Origin of the sequence: Acinetobacter minutum (assembly GCF_035916735.1) — a bacterium.
Classification (GTDB): Bacteria; Pseudomonadota; Gammaproteobacteria; order Pseudomonadales; family Moraxellaceae; genus Acinetobacter.
Genome location: NZ_JAQIHG010000005.1, coordinates 91,337 through 107,704 on the forward strand (window position 1 = coordinate 91,337; position 16,368 = coordinate 107,704).

General features: G+C 44.5%; 16 protein-coding genes. 7 read left to right on the forward strand and 9 right to left on the reverse strand.

Features of this window, described 5'->3' with window-relative positions; all coding sequences use genetic code 11:
- Positions 1-146: 146 nt before the first annotated feature.
- Entirely contained in the window at positions 147-953 is an 807-nt protein-coding gene (locus tag PAE54_RS03925) for a tetratricopeptide repeat protein (protein WP_326518535.1), read from the forward strand.
- Positions 954-1,026: 73 nt separating this feature from the next.
- Here the strand turns inward: PAE54_RS03925 and PAE54_RS03930 are convergent, their stop codons facing one another.
- On the reverse strand, positions 1,027-2,145 hold the full coding sequence (locus PAE54_RS03930) for an NADH:flavin oxidoreductase/NADH oxidase (RefSeq protein ID WP_326518503.1): 1,119 nt from the start codon (positions 2,143-2,145) through the stop codon (positions 1,027-1,029).
- 231 nt (positions 2,146-2,376) lie between these two features.
- On the opposite strand from PAE54_RS03930, the gene mutM reads away from it, so the two are divergent.
- Both mutM and PAE54_RS03940 read left to right on the forward strand, forming a co-directional pair.
- Positions 2,377-3,231 (forward strand): bifunctional DNA-formamidopyrimidine glycosylase/DNA-(apurinic or apyrimidinic site) lyase, encoded by an 855-nt coding sequence (gene mutM / locus PAE54_RS03935; protein WP_326518504.1) that lies wholly within the window; start codon positions 2,377-2,379, stop codon positions 3,229-3,231.
- Positions 3,228-3,512 carry a peptidylprolyl isomerase gene (locus PAE54_RS03940; RefSeq protein WP_326518505.1) on the forward strand — a complete coding sequence of 95 codons (285 nt, stop codon included), beginning with the start codon at positions 3,228-3,230 and terminating at the stop codon, positions 3,510-3,512. The genes mutM and PAE54_RS03940 overlap by 4 nt, the downstream gene beginning before the upstream one ends.
- A gap of 50 nt (positions 3,513-3,562) precedes the next feature.
- Here PAE54_RS03940 and PAE54_RS03945 read toward each other — a convergent pair whose 3' ends face one another.
- From PAE54_RS03945 to typA, 3 genes are all read right to left on the reverse strand, one after another.
- Entirely contained in the window at positions 3,563-3,895 is a 333-nt protein-coding gene (locus PAE54_RS03945) for a gamma-glutamylcyclotransferase family protein (protein ID WP_326518506.1), read from the reverse strand.
- Positions 3,896-4,018: 123 nt separating this feature from the next.
- Entirely contained in the window at positions 4,019-4,453 is a 435-nt protein-coding gene (gene mscL / locus PAE54_RS03950; protein WP_326518507.1) for a large conductance mechanosensitive channel protein MscL, read from the reverse strand.
- A 165-nt stretch (positions 4,454-4,618) separates the two neighbouring features.
- Complete coding sequence (gene typA, locus PAE54_RS03955) at positions 4,619-6,454, reverse strand: translational GTPase TypA (protein ID WP_326518508.1); 1,836 nt, start codon at positions 6,452-6,454, stop codon at positions 4,619-4,621.
- Positions 6,455-7,149: 695 nt separating this feature from the next.
- On the opposite strand from typA, the gene PAE54_RS03960 reads away from it, so the two are divergent.
- A complete protein-coding gene (locus PAE54_RS03960; protein WP_326518509.1) occupies positions 7,150-8,169 on the forward strand; it encodes a methyltransferase in 1,020 nt (339 codons plus the stop codon).
- A gap of 197 nt (positions 8,170-8,366) precedes the next feature.
- Here the strand turns inward: PAE54_RS03960 and omp38 are convergent, their stop codons facing one another.
- A complete protein-coding gene (gene omp38, locus PAE54_RS03965) occupies positions 8,367-9,449 on the reverse strand; it encodes an outer membrane protein Omp38 (protein WP_326518510.1) in 1,083 nt (360 codons plus the stop codon).
- 347 nt (positions 9,450-9,796) lie between these two features.
- On the opposite strand from omp38, the gene PAE54_RS03970 reads away from it, so the two are divergent.
- Positions 9,797-10,318 carry a GspH/FimT family pseudopilin gene (locus PAE54_RS03970; RefSeq protein ID WP_326518511.1) on the forward strand — a complete coding sequence of 174 codons (522 nt, stop codon included), beginning with the start codon at positions 9,797-9,799 and terminating at the stop codon, positions 10,316-10,318.
- Positions 10,319-10,433: 115 nt separating this feature from the next.
- Here PAE54_RS03970 and PAE54_RS03975 read toward each other — a convergent pair whose 3' ends face one another.
- From PAE54_RS03975 to PAE54_RS03985, 3 genes are all read right to left on the reverse strand, one after another.
- Positions 10,434-10,925, reverse strand: a complete 492-nt coding sequence (locus PAE54_RS03975; RefSeq protein ID WP_326518512.1) for a DUF934 domain-containing protein — start codon at positions 10,923-10,925, stop codon at positions 10,434-10,436.
- A complete protein-coding gene (locus PAE54_RS03980; protein ID WP_273777365.1) occupies positions 10,918-12,561 on the reverse strand; it encodes a nitrite/sulfite reductase in 1,644 nt (547 codons plus the stop codon). The genes PAE54_RS03975 and PAE54_RS03980 overlap by 8 nt, the downstream gene beginning before the upstream one ends.
- A gap of 179 nt (positions 12,562-12,740) precedes the next feature.
- Entirely contained in the window at positions 12,741-13,862 is a 1,122-nt protein-coding gene (locus PAE54_RS03985) for a CaiB/BaiF CoA transferase family protein (RefSeq protein ID WP_326518513.1), read from the reverse strand.
- Positions 13,863-14,082: 220 nt separating this feature from the next.
- Here PAE54_RS03985 and PAE54_RS03990 point away from each other — a divergent pair, with 220 nt between their 5' ends.
- Both PAE54_RS03990 and PAE54_RS03995 read left to right on the forward strand, forming a co-directional pair.
- Positions 14,083-15,093, forward strand: coding sequence for an AraC family transcriptional regulator (locus PAE54_RS03990; RefSeq protein ID WP_326518514.1), 1,011 nt, complete (start codon positions 14,083-14,085; stop codon positions 15,091-15,093).
- A gap of 281 nt (positions 15,094-15,374) precedes the next feature.
- Positions 15,375-15,638, forward strand: coding sequence for a hypothetical protein (locus PAE54_RS03995; RefSeq protein ID WP_326518515.1), 264 nt, complete (start codon positions 15,375-15,377; stop codon positions 15,636-15,638).
- Between the two features lie 89 nt (positions 15,639-15,727).
- On the opposite strand, the gene PAE54_RS04000 is transcribed toward PAE54_RS03995, so the two are convergent.
- Positions 15,728-16,297, reverse strand: coding sequence for a hypothetical protein (locus tag PAE54_RS04000; protein ID WP_326518516.1), 570 nt, complete (start codon positions 16,295-16,297; stop codon positions 15,728-15,730).
- Between the last annotated feature and the right edge of the window lie 71 nt (positions 16,298-16,368).

The window sequence follows — 16,368 nt, forward strand, 5'->3', positions numbered from 1 at the left end:
TTAACCCTTCGCCCGCCTACCTGATTTTATTGTGCTTTCGACCACTGGCGATATTTACATTCTACAAAAAGCTCTTATGATGAATGAATCATCTTCTTTACCCATCAATGGAATGATGCGGGTTATTCTTCTCAAGGTTTTACATGATGAAAAAAATTCTATTGGCTGTCCTGATCAGCATTTCCAGCACACTCACCTTTGCAGAAACGGCTGCTCCAGCACAAAATCCTGTCTTTGCTTCAGTCGAAAAATTGGTTCAAGCCAAAGATTATGCGGGAGCCTATAAAGAACTGGAAAAGATTGCCAAAACAGGTAATGTGCAAGCGCTTTATCATCTAGCGGTGCTCACCCAGATCGGTCAAGGCACCACAAAAGATGAGAAAAAAGCACTGGATCTGTTCCAGCAAGCCGCTAAAAAAGGGGATCCACTCGCCAATTATACCTTGGCGAAAAGCTATATGATGGGTGGCAACCTAGGACTGAAACCGGATGTACAAAAGGCCAAGGAATATTTCCAGGCATCAGCCAAAGCCGGTTTTGAGGATGCAAATGTCGATTTGGCCGTACTGTTCTTCTCGGAAAATAAAGCTGAGTCAGATAAACAAGGTCTGGCCAAACTTGAACCGTTGATCAAGAAAAATCACCCTCAAGCAATTTATGCCAAAGCACTGTATGACATCAATCTGGGTTTTAAAAACAAAGATGAAAAGAGTGTCAAAAGTGGTTTAACTGCTATCCAGCAGTTGGCTGAAAAAGGTTACATTCCGGCGCTAATGGCCGTCGGCAACATGTTTACCAATGGCAATATCATCGATCAGGATCTAGTGAAAGCCAAAGAAATCTTTAGCTTACTGGCACAAAAAAATGTCCCGAATGCCAAAGAGTCTTTAGCCCTTGTAGAAAAAATGATGGCAGAAAAAGTCAAACCGGCAGCAGCCAAAAGCAAAAGCTAAATTTTGATGACAGAATTACAAACTAAATGGGCTGAATCATTCAGCCCATTTTTATATTGAACACAACAACTGTTTAGTCCCCTTCGAAAGGGACAAACAGGTTTTTCAGCTCATGTGGCTGGCAACGCAAGTACTGGGGTGCAATTGCAATCTGTTCCCCGAGTTGTGCCGCAGCATGCCAAGGCCAGCGTGGATCATACAAAATGGCCCGTGCCAGTGCGATAGCATCGGCTCTACCCTGCTGCAAGACCTGTTCCGCCTGCTCGGCTTCCGTGATCAGTCCCACGGCAATGACCGGGATCTCGACCACCTGCTTGATCGCTTCAGCAAATGGTACCTGATAATTTGGACCAATCTGGATCTTTTGTGCTTCATGCAGACCTGCAGAGGAAACATGAATATAAGCAACACCCAACTGTTGCAATGCTTTGGCCAGTTCAATACTTGACTCAAGATTCCAACCGTTTTGCTCATCCATCCAGTCACTGGCAGAAATCCGGATTCCGACCGGGAAGTTTTCCGGCACTGCTGCACGGATTGCCTGCACTACCTCCAAAGTCATCCGCATCCGGTTTTCCAAGGATCCCCCATATTGATCATGACGCAAATTGGATAAAGGGGACAAGAATTGGTGCAATAAATACCCATGTGCGGCATGAATTTCAATGAGCTCAAAACCGGCTTCTACTGCACGTTTTGCGGCTGCTGCAAAATCCGCCTGAACCTGCTCGATCTGTTGCAGGGTTAATGCTTGTGGTGCCAAATCATCCGAGCCAAAGGCAATCTCACTCGGAGCCATGGTTTGCCAGCCATGCGGATCATCCGGTGGCAATTGCCCTTTCCCTAGCCATGGCTTATCGGTTGAGGCTTTGCGCCCCGCATGTGCCAACTGGACGGCAAATGGCATCGGTGACAGGCTACGTACTTTTTCTAACAAGGCTTTGATCTGATCTCGCTGCTGGTCATTCCAAAGCCCCAAATCGGCATAACTGATTCGTCCCTCTGGCTGTACGGCTGTCGCTTCGACAATACACAAACCTGCCCCGGATAAGGCATAAGTCGCCCATTGCTGTTCATGCCAATAACTTAGCTCTCCTTGCAGATTGGCCGAATATTGGCACATCGGGGCAATCACAATCCGGTTGGCAACAGCCAATTCCCCATATTGAATAGGTTGAAAAAGTAAGCTCATGATCCTTCACTCATTAACGGGCCTGATTGTCTTCTGTTATAGCACTTTTTAACGGTCTAGAAACTGGATTCACGTGAGTCGGTTATATCATTGAGGTTTAGTAAAACTGATGAATAAGCAAATCCTTTACATCGGCTCAAATAGGCACATGGCTGCAAAATCGGCGATATTTTCTTGTAAAATAAGCTTTATGCCCCAATTTTCTCTGCATCCTCGCTTGCTGAACTGACCATGCCTGAATTACCTGAAGTCGAAACCACCAAAACCAGTTTATTGCCCCTGCTTGAACAGACCGTTCAGCATGTTCAAATACGTGAATCACGTCTACGCTGGCCGATTCCGGAGGATCTAGACAAGCTGCAAGGACAAAAACTGCTGAAGTTAACGCGTCGCTCCAAATATATTCTGGCTGAATTTGAACAGGATACTATGCTCTGGCACTTGGGCATGTCAGGTAGTTTTCGCTTATGTGTGGCAGAGGATGAATTACGCAAACATGATCACTTGATTCTGCAGTTTGATGATATCCAGCTGCGTTATCATGACCCGCGACGCTTTGGTTGCATTCTGTGGCTCAATCCGGAAACACAGCACAAGCTGTTGGACACCTTGGGGCCAGAACCTTTATCTGAATCCTTCAATGCGGCCTATCTGGCCGAGAAACTCAAAAACAAACAGACGGCGATCAAGGTTGCCATCATGGATAACCACGTCGTGGTCGGTGTAGGCAATATTTACGCGACTGAAAGTCTGTTTAACCTCGGCATTCACCCGGCACAACCCGCTGCCACGCTGAATATGCGACAGATTGAACAGCTAGTACAGGAAATTAAACGCATCCTGAAATTTGCGATTGAACTCGGTGGTTCAACATTACGCGATTACACCAATGCCATGGGAGAAAATGGCTATTTCCAGCAAACCCTACTGGCCTATGGCCGTGCCGGAGAAATGTGTGTGAACTGTGAAACCACGCTAGAAAACCTAAAACTGGGCCAGCGTGCCAGTGTGTTCTGCCCGCAATGCCAACCCTTAAAGAAAAGCAAAGCACCGACCGTTAAATCCAGCCGAGGAAGCAAAGCATGAAAACCGCAATTGTACGTCATATCTTGGTGAAGGATAAAGAACTCGCGGAACAGCTGAAAAAGAAAATCAAGGACGGTGCAGACTTTACCAAAATGGCCAAGCAGCACTCGACCTGTAACTCAGCCAAACGTGGTGGCGAACTGGGTGAAGTCAAAAAAGGGCAACTGGTTGGCCCGATCGACAAAGCCGTGTTTAGCCTGAAAGAGCGTGAGCTGCATGGCCCGATCAAAAGCCAGTTTGGCTGGCATTTACTGGAAATCAAATTCCGTATGGATTTTTAATAACAAAACTGAACAGCCATCAGTGGATGGCTGTCTTTACAGACTGTTTTTTACTTCATCTCTTTCATGACATAAATCCAGGCATCGGTCTTTTCACCCGTGTCGAGTTCAACCTGTACCGGTACACGTTCATATTGTGCCCCTTCAAACGCATCAATCCGCTCCCAGTGCTGGGCCAGCTGTTCAGTCGTTAACAGATCACCCTCCACTTTACCGGCTTCAGGATCCAGCACGATCGCTGGTAAACCTTGATCAGGTCCCCAATCCAGAATATGCACTACACCCCGCACAGAACCTTTTCTCCAGGTTCCGCCAATCGGCTCTAAAATATGGGCGTTCTCACGACCTGGACACAGTGTTCCATAGACAAATAATCGGTTCATCAACAACTCATCCCTTTGCGAATCGGCCGCATGTTAAAATGGAATCTGTCTAAACACCAGTCCTACAATCGTCCGAAGAATAAAAAACGGTGCTTTGAGCACCGTTTTTCAACGTTAAAATCATTAAGCCTTTTTCTTCAACTCATCCCGGATTTCACGTAACAACTGGATGTCTTCGGGCGTTGGTGCGGGTGCTGCCGGTGTTTCTTCTTTAGTACGACGCATGCGGTTCAACATTTTCACCATCAGAAAGACCACCCAAGCTAAGATGATGAAATTAATTAAAATGGTCAAGAAGTTTCCATAGGTCAATACGTTGATACCTGCTTTGGTCAACTCATCCAAAGACTGCAAATTATTCGGATTATCCCCAAGGACAATAAATTTTTGGGTAAAATCCACGCCGCCGCCAGTGATTAGGGTAATGATCGGCATGATAATGTCTTTCACCAGAGAGTCGACGATTTTACCAAATGCCCCCCCAATGATGACCCCGATGGCTAAATCCATCATATTGCCTTTAATGGCAAATTCTTTAAATTCTTGAATGATACTCATAGAAACTCCAAACACCATTTATCAGTGTTTTTATAGGGTGATGATTAGTCAGTAGTTATTGTTACTTTAGCAATTTTTTATCACACGCCAGTTTCATTTTGTAACTTATGTTCACAAAAAAACCGCTAACGGATGTTAGCGGTTTTTTCAACTTCACTGAATAACTTATTTGTCGCGGTTACGCTTACGTTCGTTTTCAGTCAAATAACGCTTACGGATACGGATCGATTTAGGTGTTACTTCAACTAACTCATCATCCTCAATAAATTCAAGCGCTTGTTCAAGCGTGAATTCGATTGGCGGAGTCAAGGTCAATGCATCATCAGTACCCGATGCACGAACGTTAGTCAGCTGTTTCGCTTTAGTTGGGTTAACCACCATATCGTCTGAACGCGAGTTAATCCCCACGATCATACCTTCGTAAACTTCCAACTGTGGCTTAGCAAATAGACGACCACGGTCTTGTAAGCTGAACAATGCATAGCCCAAGCAAGTACCTTGAACCATCGAAATCAATACACCGTTTTGACGTTTCGCAACACTACCTTGTTTTACAGGGCCATAATGCGAGAAGCTTGACGTCATGATCCCTGTACCAGAAGTCATGGTCAAGAATTCAGAACGGAAACCGATCAAACCACGTGAAGGAACAGTCGCTTCAATACGGATACGGCCTTTACCATCCACTTCCATATTGGTCATTTCACCTTTACGGTGACCCATTTGTTCCATTACAGCGCCTTGGTGCTGTTCTTCAACGTCAAAGGTTACGTTTTCATAAGGCTCTTGTTTTTCACCATCAACTTCTTTGATGATTACTTGCGGACGAGATACGCCCATTTCGAAGCCTTCACGGCGCATGTTTTCAATTAATACTGAAAGATGCAGCTCACCACGACCAGAAACTTTGAAACGGTCTGGACTGTCCGTATCTTCTACACGAAGCGCCACGTTATGAATCAATTCTCGATCCAGACGTTCACGGATGTTGCGTGAAGTCACGAACTTACCTTCTTTACCAGCAAATGGTGAGTTGTTCACCTGGAAGGTCATCGATACGGTTGGTTCGTCTACAGAAAGTGCTGGTAATGCTTCAACATTTTTCGGATCACAGATCGTGTCAGAAATATTGAGTGCATCAATACCGGTAATACATACGATATCACCCGCAGAAGCCGATTCAACATCAACACGCTCTAGACCATGGTAACCCATGATTTTCAAGATACGGCCGTTACGTGTATTGCCATCTTTATCAATCACAGTTACAGGTGTGTTGGTTTTTACAGAACCACGCTGAATACGACCCACACCGATAACACCCACGAAGCTGTTATAGTCGAGCGATGAAATCTGCATTTGGAATGGACCATCAACATCCACCGCTGGTGGCTCTACGATGTCGACGATGGTTTCAAACAACGGAGTCATGTCTTCAGCAAGTTCTTCTGGTGCTGGACCAGCCACACCACGTAGACCTGAAGCATAGACAATCGGGAAGTCTAACTGTTCGTCAGTCGCGCCCAAGTTGTCAAACAAGTCAAATACTTGGTCGATTACCCAGTCACAACGTGCACTTGGCTTGTCGACTTTGTTAATGATCACGATTGGTTTCAAACCACGAGCAAACGCTTTTTGTGTTACAAAGCGAGTTTGTGGCATTGGACCTTCTTGTGCGTCTACAAGGAGCAGTACACAGTCTACCATCGACAATACACGTTCTACTTCACCACCGAAGTCGGCGTGTCCCGGGGTGTCCACGATGTTGATACGGTATTCAGTATCAGTACGCTTGTCTAACCATTTGATGGCCGTATTTTTTGCAAGAATCGTAATACCACGCTCTGATTCTAGCGCGTTTGAGTCCATGACACGCTCAATCTCGCCCGCTCGTTCACCGAGTGCACCTGATTGTTGAAGAAGTTTATCGACAAGAGTGGTTTTACCATGGTCAACGTGCGCAATAATTGCGATGTTGCGGAGAGTTTTGATATCTGACATGAAATTCGATACGTTTAAAATTTTGAGGGCAAATTATACAAAAAAACACTACTCTTGAGTAGTGACAGTTTATTGACGAAACCTGATTTTTTTGCTGAGGTGTTTAATTGCCTAATTTGTCTTATCTTCAGACCGGTTAACATCGATATTTTGATCGAAATGTCTGTTAATGCTTGGGATTCAACAAAAAATAATCTGACTCCCCCTCCTCTGTTTATCGATCTCCTTCGACTTTGATCATAATTTAAGCCAAAAATACTGTAACATCTCCTTGCAATTCAGAAAATAAAGATCATCACTCATCCTCATTTTATATTCGCTCTGCTGTAATCGGCAGCAAATTTTTAAATCCCTTGCCTGGCAAATTAAATGGCCACCTTCAAAAATGATCGCAAACATACACTGTACATCCAAACAGGTATATAACGTCAGCCCTTCTTATGCTCCAAAAGACATATGAATAAAATGAGGATACCTCATAAAAATAGGCTACTCATACAATCTTTGTTGAATGGTCTGGATCACCTCATTGGCCATTTGGCTCAATCTATTTACAATACTGAAGCGGTTCATCGCACAAATGAATAGAATCTTGCACTTATCCCTTCCCGCCTCTGTCAATTCAAATTAAGCTATTCAGCGAAAAGAGACCTTATATGCCTGGCATAGGCCGTTAGATGAAAGAGTGGAAAAGTATGGATCCTCGAAGTGAAGTGGTGTTGCGACAAATTGATCTGCTTGATGGAGAGGTTTTATTTATTAATCCGCCTCGTGATAGCTTGCTCAAACAATTGCCTTCGCCGATCACTGGGCAAGTCTGGACCTGGAATTTCGCCGATCACCAATACTTTCTTGGCCAGCAAATCACCTCGCATTTTTTGATTGAATGTCCAACAGCTGATTTCAATCAGGCTGTGATTTTTGTACCCAAATCACGAGAGTTACTCGACTATTTGCTCAATCAAGTTTTAAGCCAAATTAAACCGGGTGCCCAGATTTTTATCGTCGGTGAGAAGAAAGGGGGGGTTGAGCGTGCAGCCAAACAGCTACAGGTATTTGGCAAAGCCATCAAAATCGACAGTGCTCGACACTGCCAAATGTGGCAAATGCAAAGTGCTCAGCAACCTGAAAGAAAGGCTCTACAAAACTGGTTAAAAACCTATACGGTACATACGGCGCATAAAGAATTATCCATCTGTGCCTTGCCGGGGGTATTCAGCCAGAAACAGCTCGATATCGGAACAGCAGTCTTGTTGCCTTATTTGACTCAGGTCAAAGCTGGAAAAATTGCGGATTTTGGCTGTGGGGCGGGTGTCATCAGTTGCTATATGGCCAGTTTAAATCCAGAAAACCAGATTTATGCGCTCGATGTGGATGCCTTTGCGCTGGCATCGACTCAATTAACCTTCGAAATCAATCAACTGAATCCAGAGCGTTTACAGGTACTCCCCGTGACGGGAATTGCCGATGCACCTGATGATCTGGATGCAATTGTGAGCAACCCACCGTTCCATCAAGGAATTCATACCGATTATGATGCCAGTGAGCAGCTGTGCCAGCAGGCCAAACAGCATCTTAAGCCATCTGGTGAACTTTGGATTGTCGCTAACCGATTTTTAAATTACCCACCTTTATTGGAGCGTAGCTTCGGTCAATGCCAGATCTTGACTGACACACAGGGCTTTAAAGTGTTATATGCAAGTGTCAGACACTAAAATAATCGGGGCTCTCATTCTCTGAAATTGATGGACAAAAATGAGTTCCATCATCCACATCTAGCGATGTCTGTGAGTTTTAGCTTTACAACAATCAATTAAAGCTTTTGATTTTATAAAATTGGTAAAATCAGATTTTGCATGATCTACAATAAAAAACGGCTCCTAAGAGCCGTTTTTTATAATCTCGTTAGAGATTATTGAGCTGGTTGTTGTGCTGCTGGTTGAGCAACAACAGTACGGCTACCAGTGATGGTCGCGAATACACGACGGTTCATTGCACGGCCTTCTTTAGTGCTGTTGTCAGCAATTGGTTGATCCCATGCGAAGCCTTGAGTAGACAAACGAGATGGATCAACATTGTATTCATTTACAAGTGCAGATTTCACAGAGTTCGCACGTGCTAGAGATAAGCGTTCGTTCAATGCGCGTGGACCAGTGTTGTCTGTGTGACCTTCGATACGTGCAGTTGCATTTGGATATTCAACCAATTTTTCAGCAACTTTCGCGATTTCAGGCTTGTATTGTGGCTTGATGTTTGACTTGTTTGTATCGAAGAATACACGGAGTTCCATGTTCAAATCTTCAGTCAACTGTTGTGGTTGTTGTGGTTCAACAACTGGTGTTGGAGCAACCACTGGAGTTTGTTCAACTACTGGTGCAGCAGGCTTCAAGTGACCGCCAAGAACAACGTTTAAACCAGCAAGTGCTGTGTAATCCCAGAATTTGTTGTCAAAGTTATAAGTACCACGTGCTTCAGTACGTAGTGACAATGCATCGTTTAAGCGCCAGAAAGCACCTAGACCTGCGTTACCAATTGTGCTTTCTTCTTCCCATCCTGAAAAATCACCTTTACCTTCATATTTCACATGACCTGCACCTAACAATACGTAAGGTTTAATCTTGCTGTCATAATTTTTAGTGATCAGGTCAGAGGTCGCGTAGAAGTTACCCGCTAACTGCTGTTTTTTATACTCCCCAACTGTTCCAAGAGATTCTAATGCACCAACTGCATCGATATCACCTTTAACTTGAGAATATTCAGCTTCAAAGCCTAACCATGGTGTAAGTTCTACACCTAGAGCAGCACCTACGAATACGTCATCTTGTAGTTCTACTACGTTATCCGCATCTGTACCAGAAAAAAGTTTGCCAGTATTGTTATGCTGAGTTTCGTTCCAAGTGTAACCCGCCATTAATGGAGTAATGGTAACGCCAGCATTCGCTGCAGCGAATGGTGCAGCAACTAATAAAGCAAGTGCAATACGATTCATTTTCATGGATTATCCTCCAGAGATAACATTTGTTTTCAAGCTCGGCCTAAAACTTTTCTTCACATTCTGAGATCGCTTTTACATCTCAGTATTATTTTTAAGCTACTCACTTTGCATCATACAAACACTTAACAGGTTTTCCAAGTGTTTGATAATTCTAATCAAGCGAATTATTGACAAAATTATTTACAATTTCCGTTGTATTTCAGTAAATATTCGCTCAATTTCAGCCGCGAGTTCACTTATTGTTTTCGCAGCTCTATCTTAACAGTATCTCTGACGAATAAAAGATAAACAGTAAAAACTCAACAATTCATCTTTCTTTTCTTGTTTTTTATAATCAGGTCTCGACCATGTTAAACAATAAGAATAATGGTTTTACGCTTATTGAACTCATCGTTACGATTGCAGTGATTGCAATTATCGCGAGCCTTGCAATGCCATATTACCATCGGTTTATGGCGGAAGCAGAAGCAAAAAATATTACTCGCCTGCTGGAGTTTCATATTCAAAAAGCCAAGAACTCAGCCGCTATCTATCGCACCAATGTCGTGATATGTTCATCACCTGATCAGAGCAGTTGCCAAAGCAACCAATGGAATCAAGGTTTTTTGGTTTTTATCGACTACAACAAAAACCGGCAAGTCGATACAAATGAACCCGTTCTAAGTCAACATCAGGATCCCTTGAAATATGGGGCATTAAGCTGGCAAGGAACACTCAATAGCAGTAGCGTCACCTTTCAAGGAGATAGTGGTTTACCACGTGGCTCCAATGGCAGCTTTTATTACTGTGCACATCAAATCGCACAGCATCAGAAGCTAGTACTCAGCATGATGGGACAAACACGCGTCGAACACCCCACAACATGCTAAAAGATGTGAACATGGCGTATTTCAATACAGGATTTCTAAACAGAAACATTGCCTTAAAAGAATTTAAAGTATAAAAAACCGGACAGTAGTCCGGTTTTTTATTAGGGCATCGCTATTAAACAGAAGCACCCGTTTGATAGTGTGCTTGCTGTACGGCTGTTGAAGCCTGGTAAGGATGAGTAAAGTCAGAAAGACCAGCAGCGGCTTCGACAATATCTTTACCTTCTTTGATCACAAAGCTATCAAACCCTGAACGCTTCATATAATTCAAGACATCTTTAAAGACATCACCGATCGCACGCAATTCCCCTTGGAATCCCTGACGGCGTAAGAGCGCGGCAAACGAATAACCACGACCATCATTAAACCCAGCAAACTCAATAAAGATGGTATCAAGCTGATCAAGTGGGTATTGATGGTTTTCTGGTGAATCATTCACAGTCAAGTACAACGCTTTTTTAGCTTGTACTTGTGGCAACAATTCCAGCTGCGCTGTGGTGAGTACCACATCACCTTGTGGCAATACCGCATCTTCTGGCACTGCTTGGTAAGTATTGTCGAGAACCGTGCCATCTTTATACAGCACAGGTAATGCGATATTAAGCATATGCACGCTCCTTGAATGGTTGAATCCCGACACGGCGGTAAGTATCAATAAAGCTTTCGCCTTCCTGACGCAAGTCAAGATAAGTATTCAAGATTTCTTCAACTACATCCGGCACGGCTTCTGCTGCAAATGATGGTCCAAGAATATCGCCAATGGAAGCATCATGGTCTGCATTACCCCCTAGGGTAATCTGGTAGAATTCAGCACCTTTTTTGTCGACACCGAGAATCCCGATATTTCCGACATGGTGATGACCACAGGCATTCATACAACCGGAAATATTCAGATCCAGTTTACCCAAGTTATAAATGGTATCCAGATCATCAAAACGGCGGCTGATGGCTTCTGAAATTGGAATTGACTTTGCATTTGCCAATGAACAGAAATCGCCACCAGGGCAGCAGATAATGTCGGTCAGGAAGCCAATATGAGCACGTGCCAGATTAGCCTGTTCCAGAGTCTGCCATACGGTGAATAGATCTTTTTGCGGAACATCCACCAAGGCAATATTCTGCTCATGAGTGGTACGCAACTCACCGAAGGTATATTGATCAGCCAAATCCGCAATCAGGTTCATTTCTTCGGTAGAAACGTCTCCTGGGGCAACCCCTGCACGTTTCAGTGAAATAGTGACAATACGATAACCCGTCACTTTGTGTGCGTGAGTATTGATATTGAACCATTGCTTGAATTTCGGATATTCAGCAAACAACGCACTGAAATCTTCATCAGGTAAATCTTGATAAGCAAATGGTGTGAAAACATCATCCAGTTTCTGTAAAACTTCTGGCTGAATTTTCAGGCTTTCACGCGTATAGGCGAATTCTGCTTCAACTTTCTGTGCAAAGACTTCAGGGGTTAAGGCTTTGACCAGAATCTTAATCCGTGCCTTGTACTTGTTATCACGACGACCATGCAAGTTATAGACACGCAATACCGCTTCCAGATAAGCAATCAGGTCTTCACGCGGCAAGAACTCTTTGATGACTGAACCAATAATCGGAGTACGGCCCAAACCGCCACCCACTTTGATTTTATAGCCCAACTCACCTGCCGCATTACGCACGATATAAACACCAATATCGTGGAACGATGTTGCAGCGCGATCAGTTTCTTCGAGTGCAGACACGGCAATCTTGAACTTACGTGGTAAGAATGCAAATTCCGGGTGGAAGGTACTCCACTGACGGATCAATTCACAGGTTGGACGTGGATCCGCAATCTCACCGGCAACTACCCCTGCATACTGATCCGTTGTGGTATTACGGATACAGTTACCCGAAGTCTGGATGGCATGCATCTGAACCGTAGCCAGTTCTTGCAGCATATCAGGCACATTTTCAAGCGCCGGCCAGTTAAACTGGATGTTTTGACGGGTTGAGATATGGGCATAACCACGGTCATAGTCTTTCGCCAGTTGTGCCACTTTACGCAACTGTTTGGCATTCATCAGGCCATACGGCACTGCAATACGCAACATCGGTGCATAACGTTGCACATAAAGACCATTTTGCAAACGCAGCGGACGGTATTCGTCTTCTGTTAATTTACCCGCTAAATAACGTTCTGTTTGATCACGGAACTGGGCAACTCGTTCATTGACCAGTTGTTGATCGAAATCTGTATATAAATACATGGCGTACAGCTAGATTCATAATAATGATCGCTAGCATAACGAGCTTTTATTCATCAATAAAATGCGTTTTTTACATATTTAATAGCGGTTTTACTGATAAGCATAGCCAGACTTCATTTCCATGAAAAAACTCCTGATCAGTTCACCCTGAAATCAGGCAACAGGTAGAGCCTATCTTGCTATTCCCACTGCCCTTCACCCAGTTTTTGGCCAATAAACTGATAACGTGACTGAGAGCGGGAAAATTTAATGGGACAAGCCAGTTGTTCTTCCGTTTCTTTGCTGCCCGGATGCAAGGGTACTTGCACTACCCAGCCGCGTTGCTCCGCCAATGGAGAATCTAAAGCTTCTTCCAAACTCAAAACCGGTTCCACACAGACATCCAAGGCCTGAAAAATATGCCGCCATTCTGCCCAGGTCTTTTGTCGGATCTTTTCAGTTAAAGCCTGTTTCACCAGTTGCCGATCATGGGTTTCGGTTGAGGCTGCTTTTTCCAGTAAAATCGGCAAATCCAGCACAGCCGCTAGGCCCGAAAGAAATTGTGGCTCCAAACTGGCTACTGCCAAATAGCGGCCATCCTGGGTTTGATAATAGTCATAAAACGAACCACCATTCAGCAATTCCTGTTCAGGCTGTTGTGAAACCTGTCCGGCCAAGCTTGCAGCTGCAGCCATACTGTTGAGACTGGCTACACAGTCGGTCATGGAAATATCGAGATATTGCCCTAGACCACTGTGCTGCCGTTCGACCACGGCGGCAAGAATACCGACCAAGGCATGCAAGGAGCCACCTGCCACATCTGCCATCTGGATTCCCATCGGAGGGGGGCCACTCTCTGCACGACCGCAATGCCCGGCAATGCCGGAAATGGCGACATAATTAATGTCATGCCCGGCACGGTCTTTATACTCTCCGGTTTGTCCATAACCGGTAATCGAACAGTAAATCAGGCGTGGATTCAATTTCGCCAAGGTGGCATAGTCCAGCCCCAGACGCTGCATCACACCCGGACGAAACTGTTCAATGACAATATCAAACTCCGCGATTTTCTGTTTAATGCGTTCGATATTTTCAGGTTGCTTAAGATCTAAAGCAATCGACTGTTTATTACGGTTCAGATAACTATGCGATGTTGCTTGGCCATTTGCATAAGGTGGAAACAAGCGAATTAAATCCGGCCGGGTCGGTGATTCAATATGAATGACTTCGGCACCGAGATCAGCCAGATACATGCTGGCAAAAGGCCCTGGTAATAAGGTTGAAAAATCCAGTACTTTGAGTCCATTTAATGCGCCTGTCATTGTCTTTTTCCTTTTTTTAAATCCTGTTTTTTTTAGACATCTTATAAAGATCACTGTGCCTCGACAATGCCCGCTTCTGCCATTTGCCTTGAACATTTTGGCAAATTGTTGTAAAAGCATCATCGACATCCTGGCAAAAAATGCCAGCCTGTTATTCACCATTTTTAAGCGTCATTTAGGTCAAACAGCAGTGAACATCAAAGAGACTGAAGGATTAAATATGAGCCGTGATACGATCAGTATCCATTTTGTCAACGCGGCTTTAACTGGCGTCAAACGTCTCGGTATGGATGTCGAAACCCTGCTCTCGCATGTCGGGATTGAGGCGGAGCTGCTGCGCCAACCGAAAGCCCGTATCTCGCCAGAACAATATACCCGTTTTGTGAAAATGCTCTGGATGGTCACACAGGATGAACATGTCGGTTTTGCCGATCAAGCTCGCCGTCTGGGCACGTTTGCCATCATGTGCCAGCTGATCATTCATGCCAAAACCCTCGGTGATGCACTGGATCTGTCTTCTCAGTTTTATAAACTGTTTGGCGATGACTGGAATGTCAATTTAGAACGTGACAAACACGAAGCACGTTTTGTACCGCAGGTGCCCGTTGATCGCGATCCTGACCACTTTATTACTGAAAGTATTCTGATGATCTGGCATGGCTTGGCCTCCTGGCTGATTGACCGTCGTTTACCTCTGGAACGTGTACATTTCGGCTATCCACGTCCGGCACATGCAGATGAATATGATGCGCTATTTTTTGCACCGGTCATGCAGTTTGATGCCCCGCGCACCGAAGTGACCTTTGCCGCGGATTATCTGGATTTACCGATCCGCCAAAACGAAGAAACACTGGAAGAGTTTTTAAAAACTGCCCCTGCCGATCTTTTGGTGAAATTTAAAAATACAAATTCCCTGACCTCACGGATCCGCGATGTCCTGAAAAGCCAGATTGGCGAAGAAATGCCGACTTTGAACGACGTTGCCTCAATGTTGTACTTATCACCGCAGACCCTACGTCGTCGTCTAGCCGCTGAAGGCAAAAGCTATCAAGGCGTCAAAGATGCCTTACGTCGCGATGCTGCAATTCATTTATTGCTAAATCCCGAGCTCACTTTAGAAGACGTGGCACAACAGGTCGGTTTCAGTGAAACCAGTACCTTCCATCGCGCCTTTAAAAAATGGACAGGGGTGACGCCAGGACTGTATCGCCAATTGCACGGTTACCACTAAATCAGCCTGAGCAAACCGCAAAAGCCCAAGTGAAGATCTTGGGCTTTTTTTATCGGTTGTCTGATCTACTACAGCCTATTTTTTCAACACCAAACACGCCTGCAATGACTCATCCCCCCTTGATCAGATCCTGAGATTTCCATCTGCACATAGGTGAGTCGAATTCTATTTTTCCAGCTGCATGCCCGATTACACTAAAATTATGCTATAAATTGCAGTGTTCTTATTTTGCTCAATTTGAATACCTTCAGATTTTGCCATTTCTTTTCAGGTGTACTGGTATGTCAAACGCTCCTACTTCAACTGCTAAAAACTTCCCTTGGATCTCGACAGGCATCGTGATTTTGTTAGGTTTTGTATTCCTTGGCTTTTTCTATCTCGCTGTCAGCAATGAACCCGACTACATGCCAAGCCAGCAAAAGAAAAAAGCGGCTGAAGCTGAAATCGCGATGCCTGCTTCACATGGCAATATGAGTGCCGAAGAACATGCCAAACTTGAAGCAGAAGCAGCACCAACAGCAAATAACTCCCATTCAGGCCACTAAACCCAGCTAAAATCGTCCTGAAATCTCAGATTTCATCATCACAGGCAGTTGCATTTAGCACTGCCTTTGTATTTTATGCAGCTCATTTTTCACTTTCCCGATGCGGAAAGAATATTCCATTCTGACACGGTAAAACCGAAAACGGATTTTCTGCTGGAGAACCTCACTGGCGTTGCATGTGCAGGGAAAGCCGAATATTGCGCACTTGAGATACAAACATAGGTGGGATGGTCAGGCTGTAATGCTATAGCACGCAGCTGATAACGACAATTTTTTTGGCTGGTGTGCTGACGTTCAACCACCATCTCGATATGTGCAGGTTGGCCAACCGCCTGATGCAAGATCGCCCCAAAACCATGTGCCAAACCCGCCCAAAGAACCAGATAAAGCAAAAAGCTCAAAAACAGATAAAAGCCCTGGCGTAACACCCAGGACGGTATTTCTTTACGGTAAGTGATCTGTCGCCGCTTCAGATAAATCACACTGACCACCACGATCAGACCATTGAGGATCATGGCCGTATAAAAGCTAAAGTCTAGCCAAGCTGCAGAGGGGATAAAATCCAGCCAACCAATATACAGTCCAAGTCCGACCACACAGGCATACCACCAAATCGAATAACGAGAGCGCTGTGATTGTTCTGCTGTTTTTAATTGCATGATTGCGTTTATTTTTTAAATATATTTATCTTCAATATCATACAAAAAAAAAGCAGCCCGCAGGCTGCCAT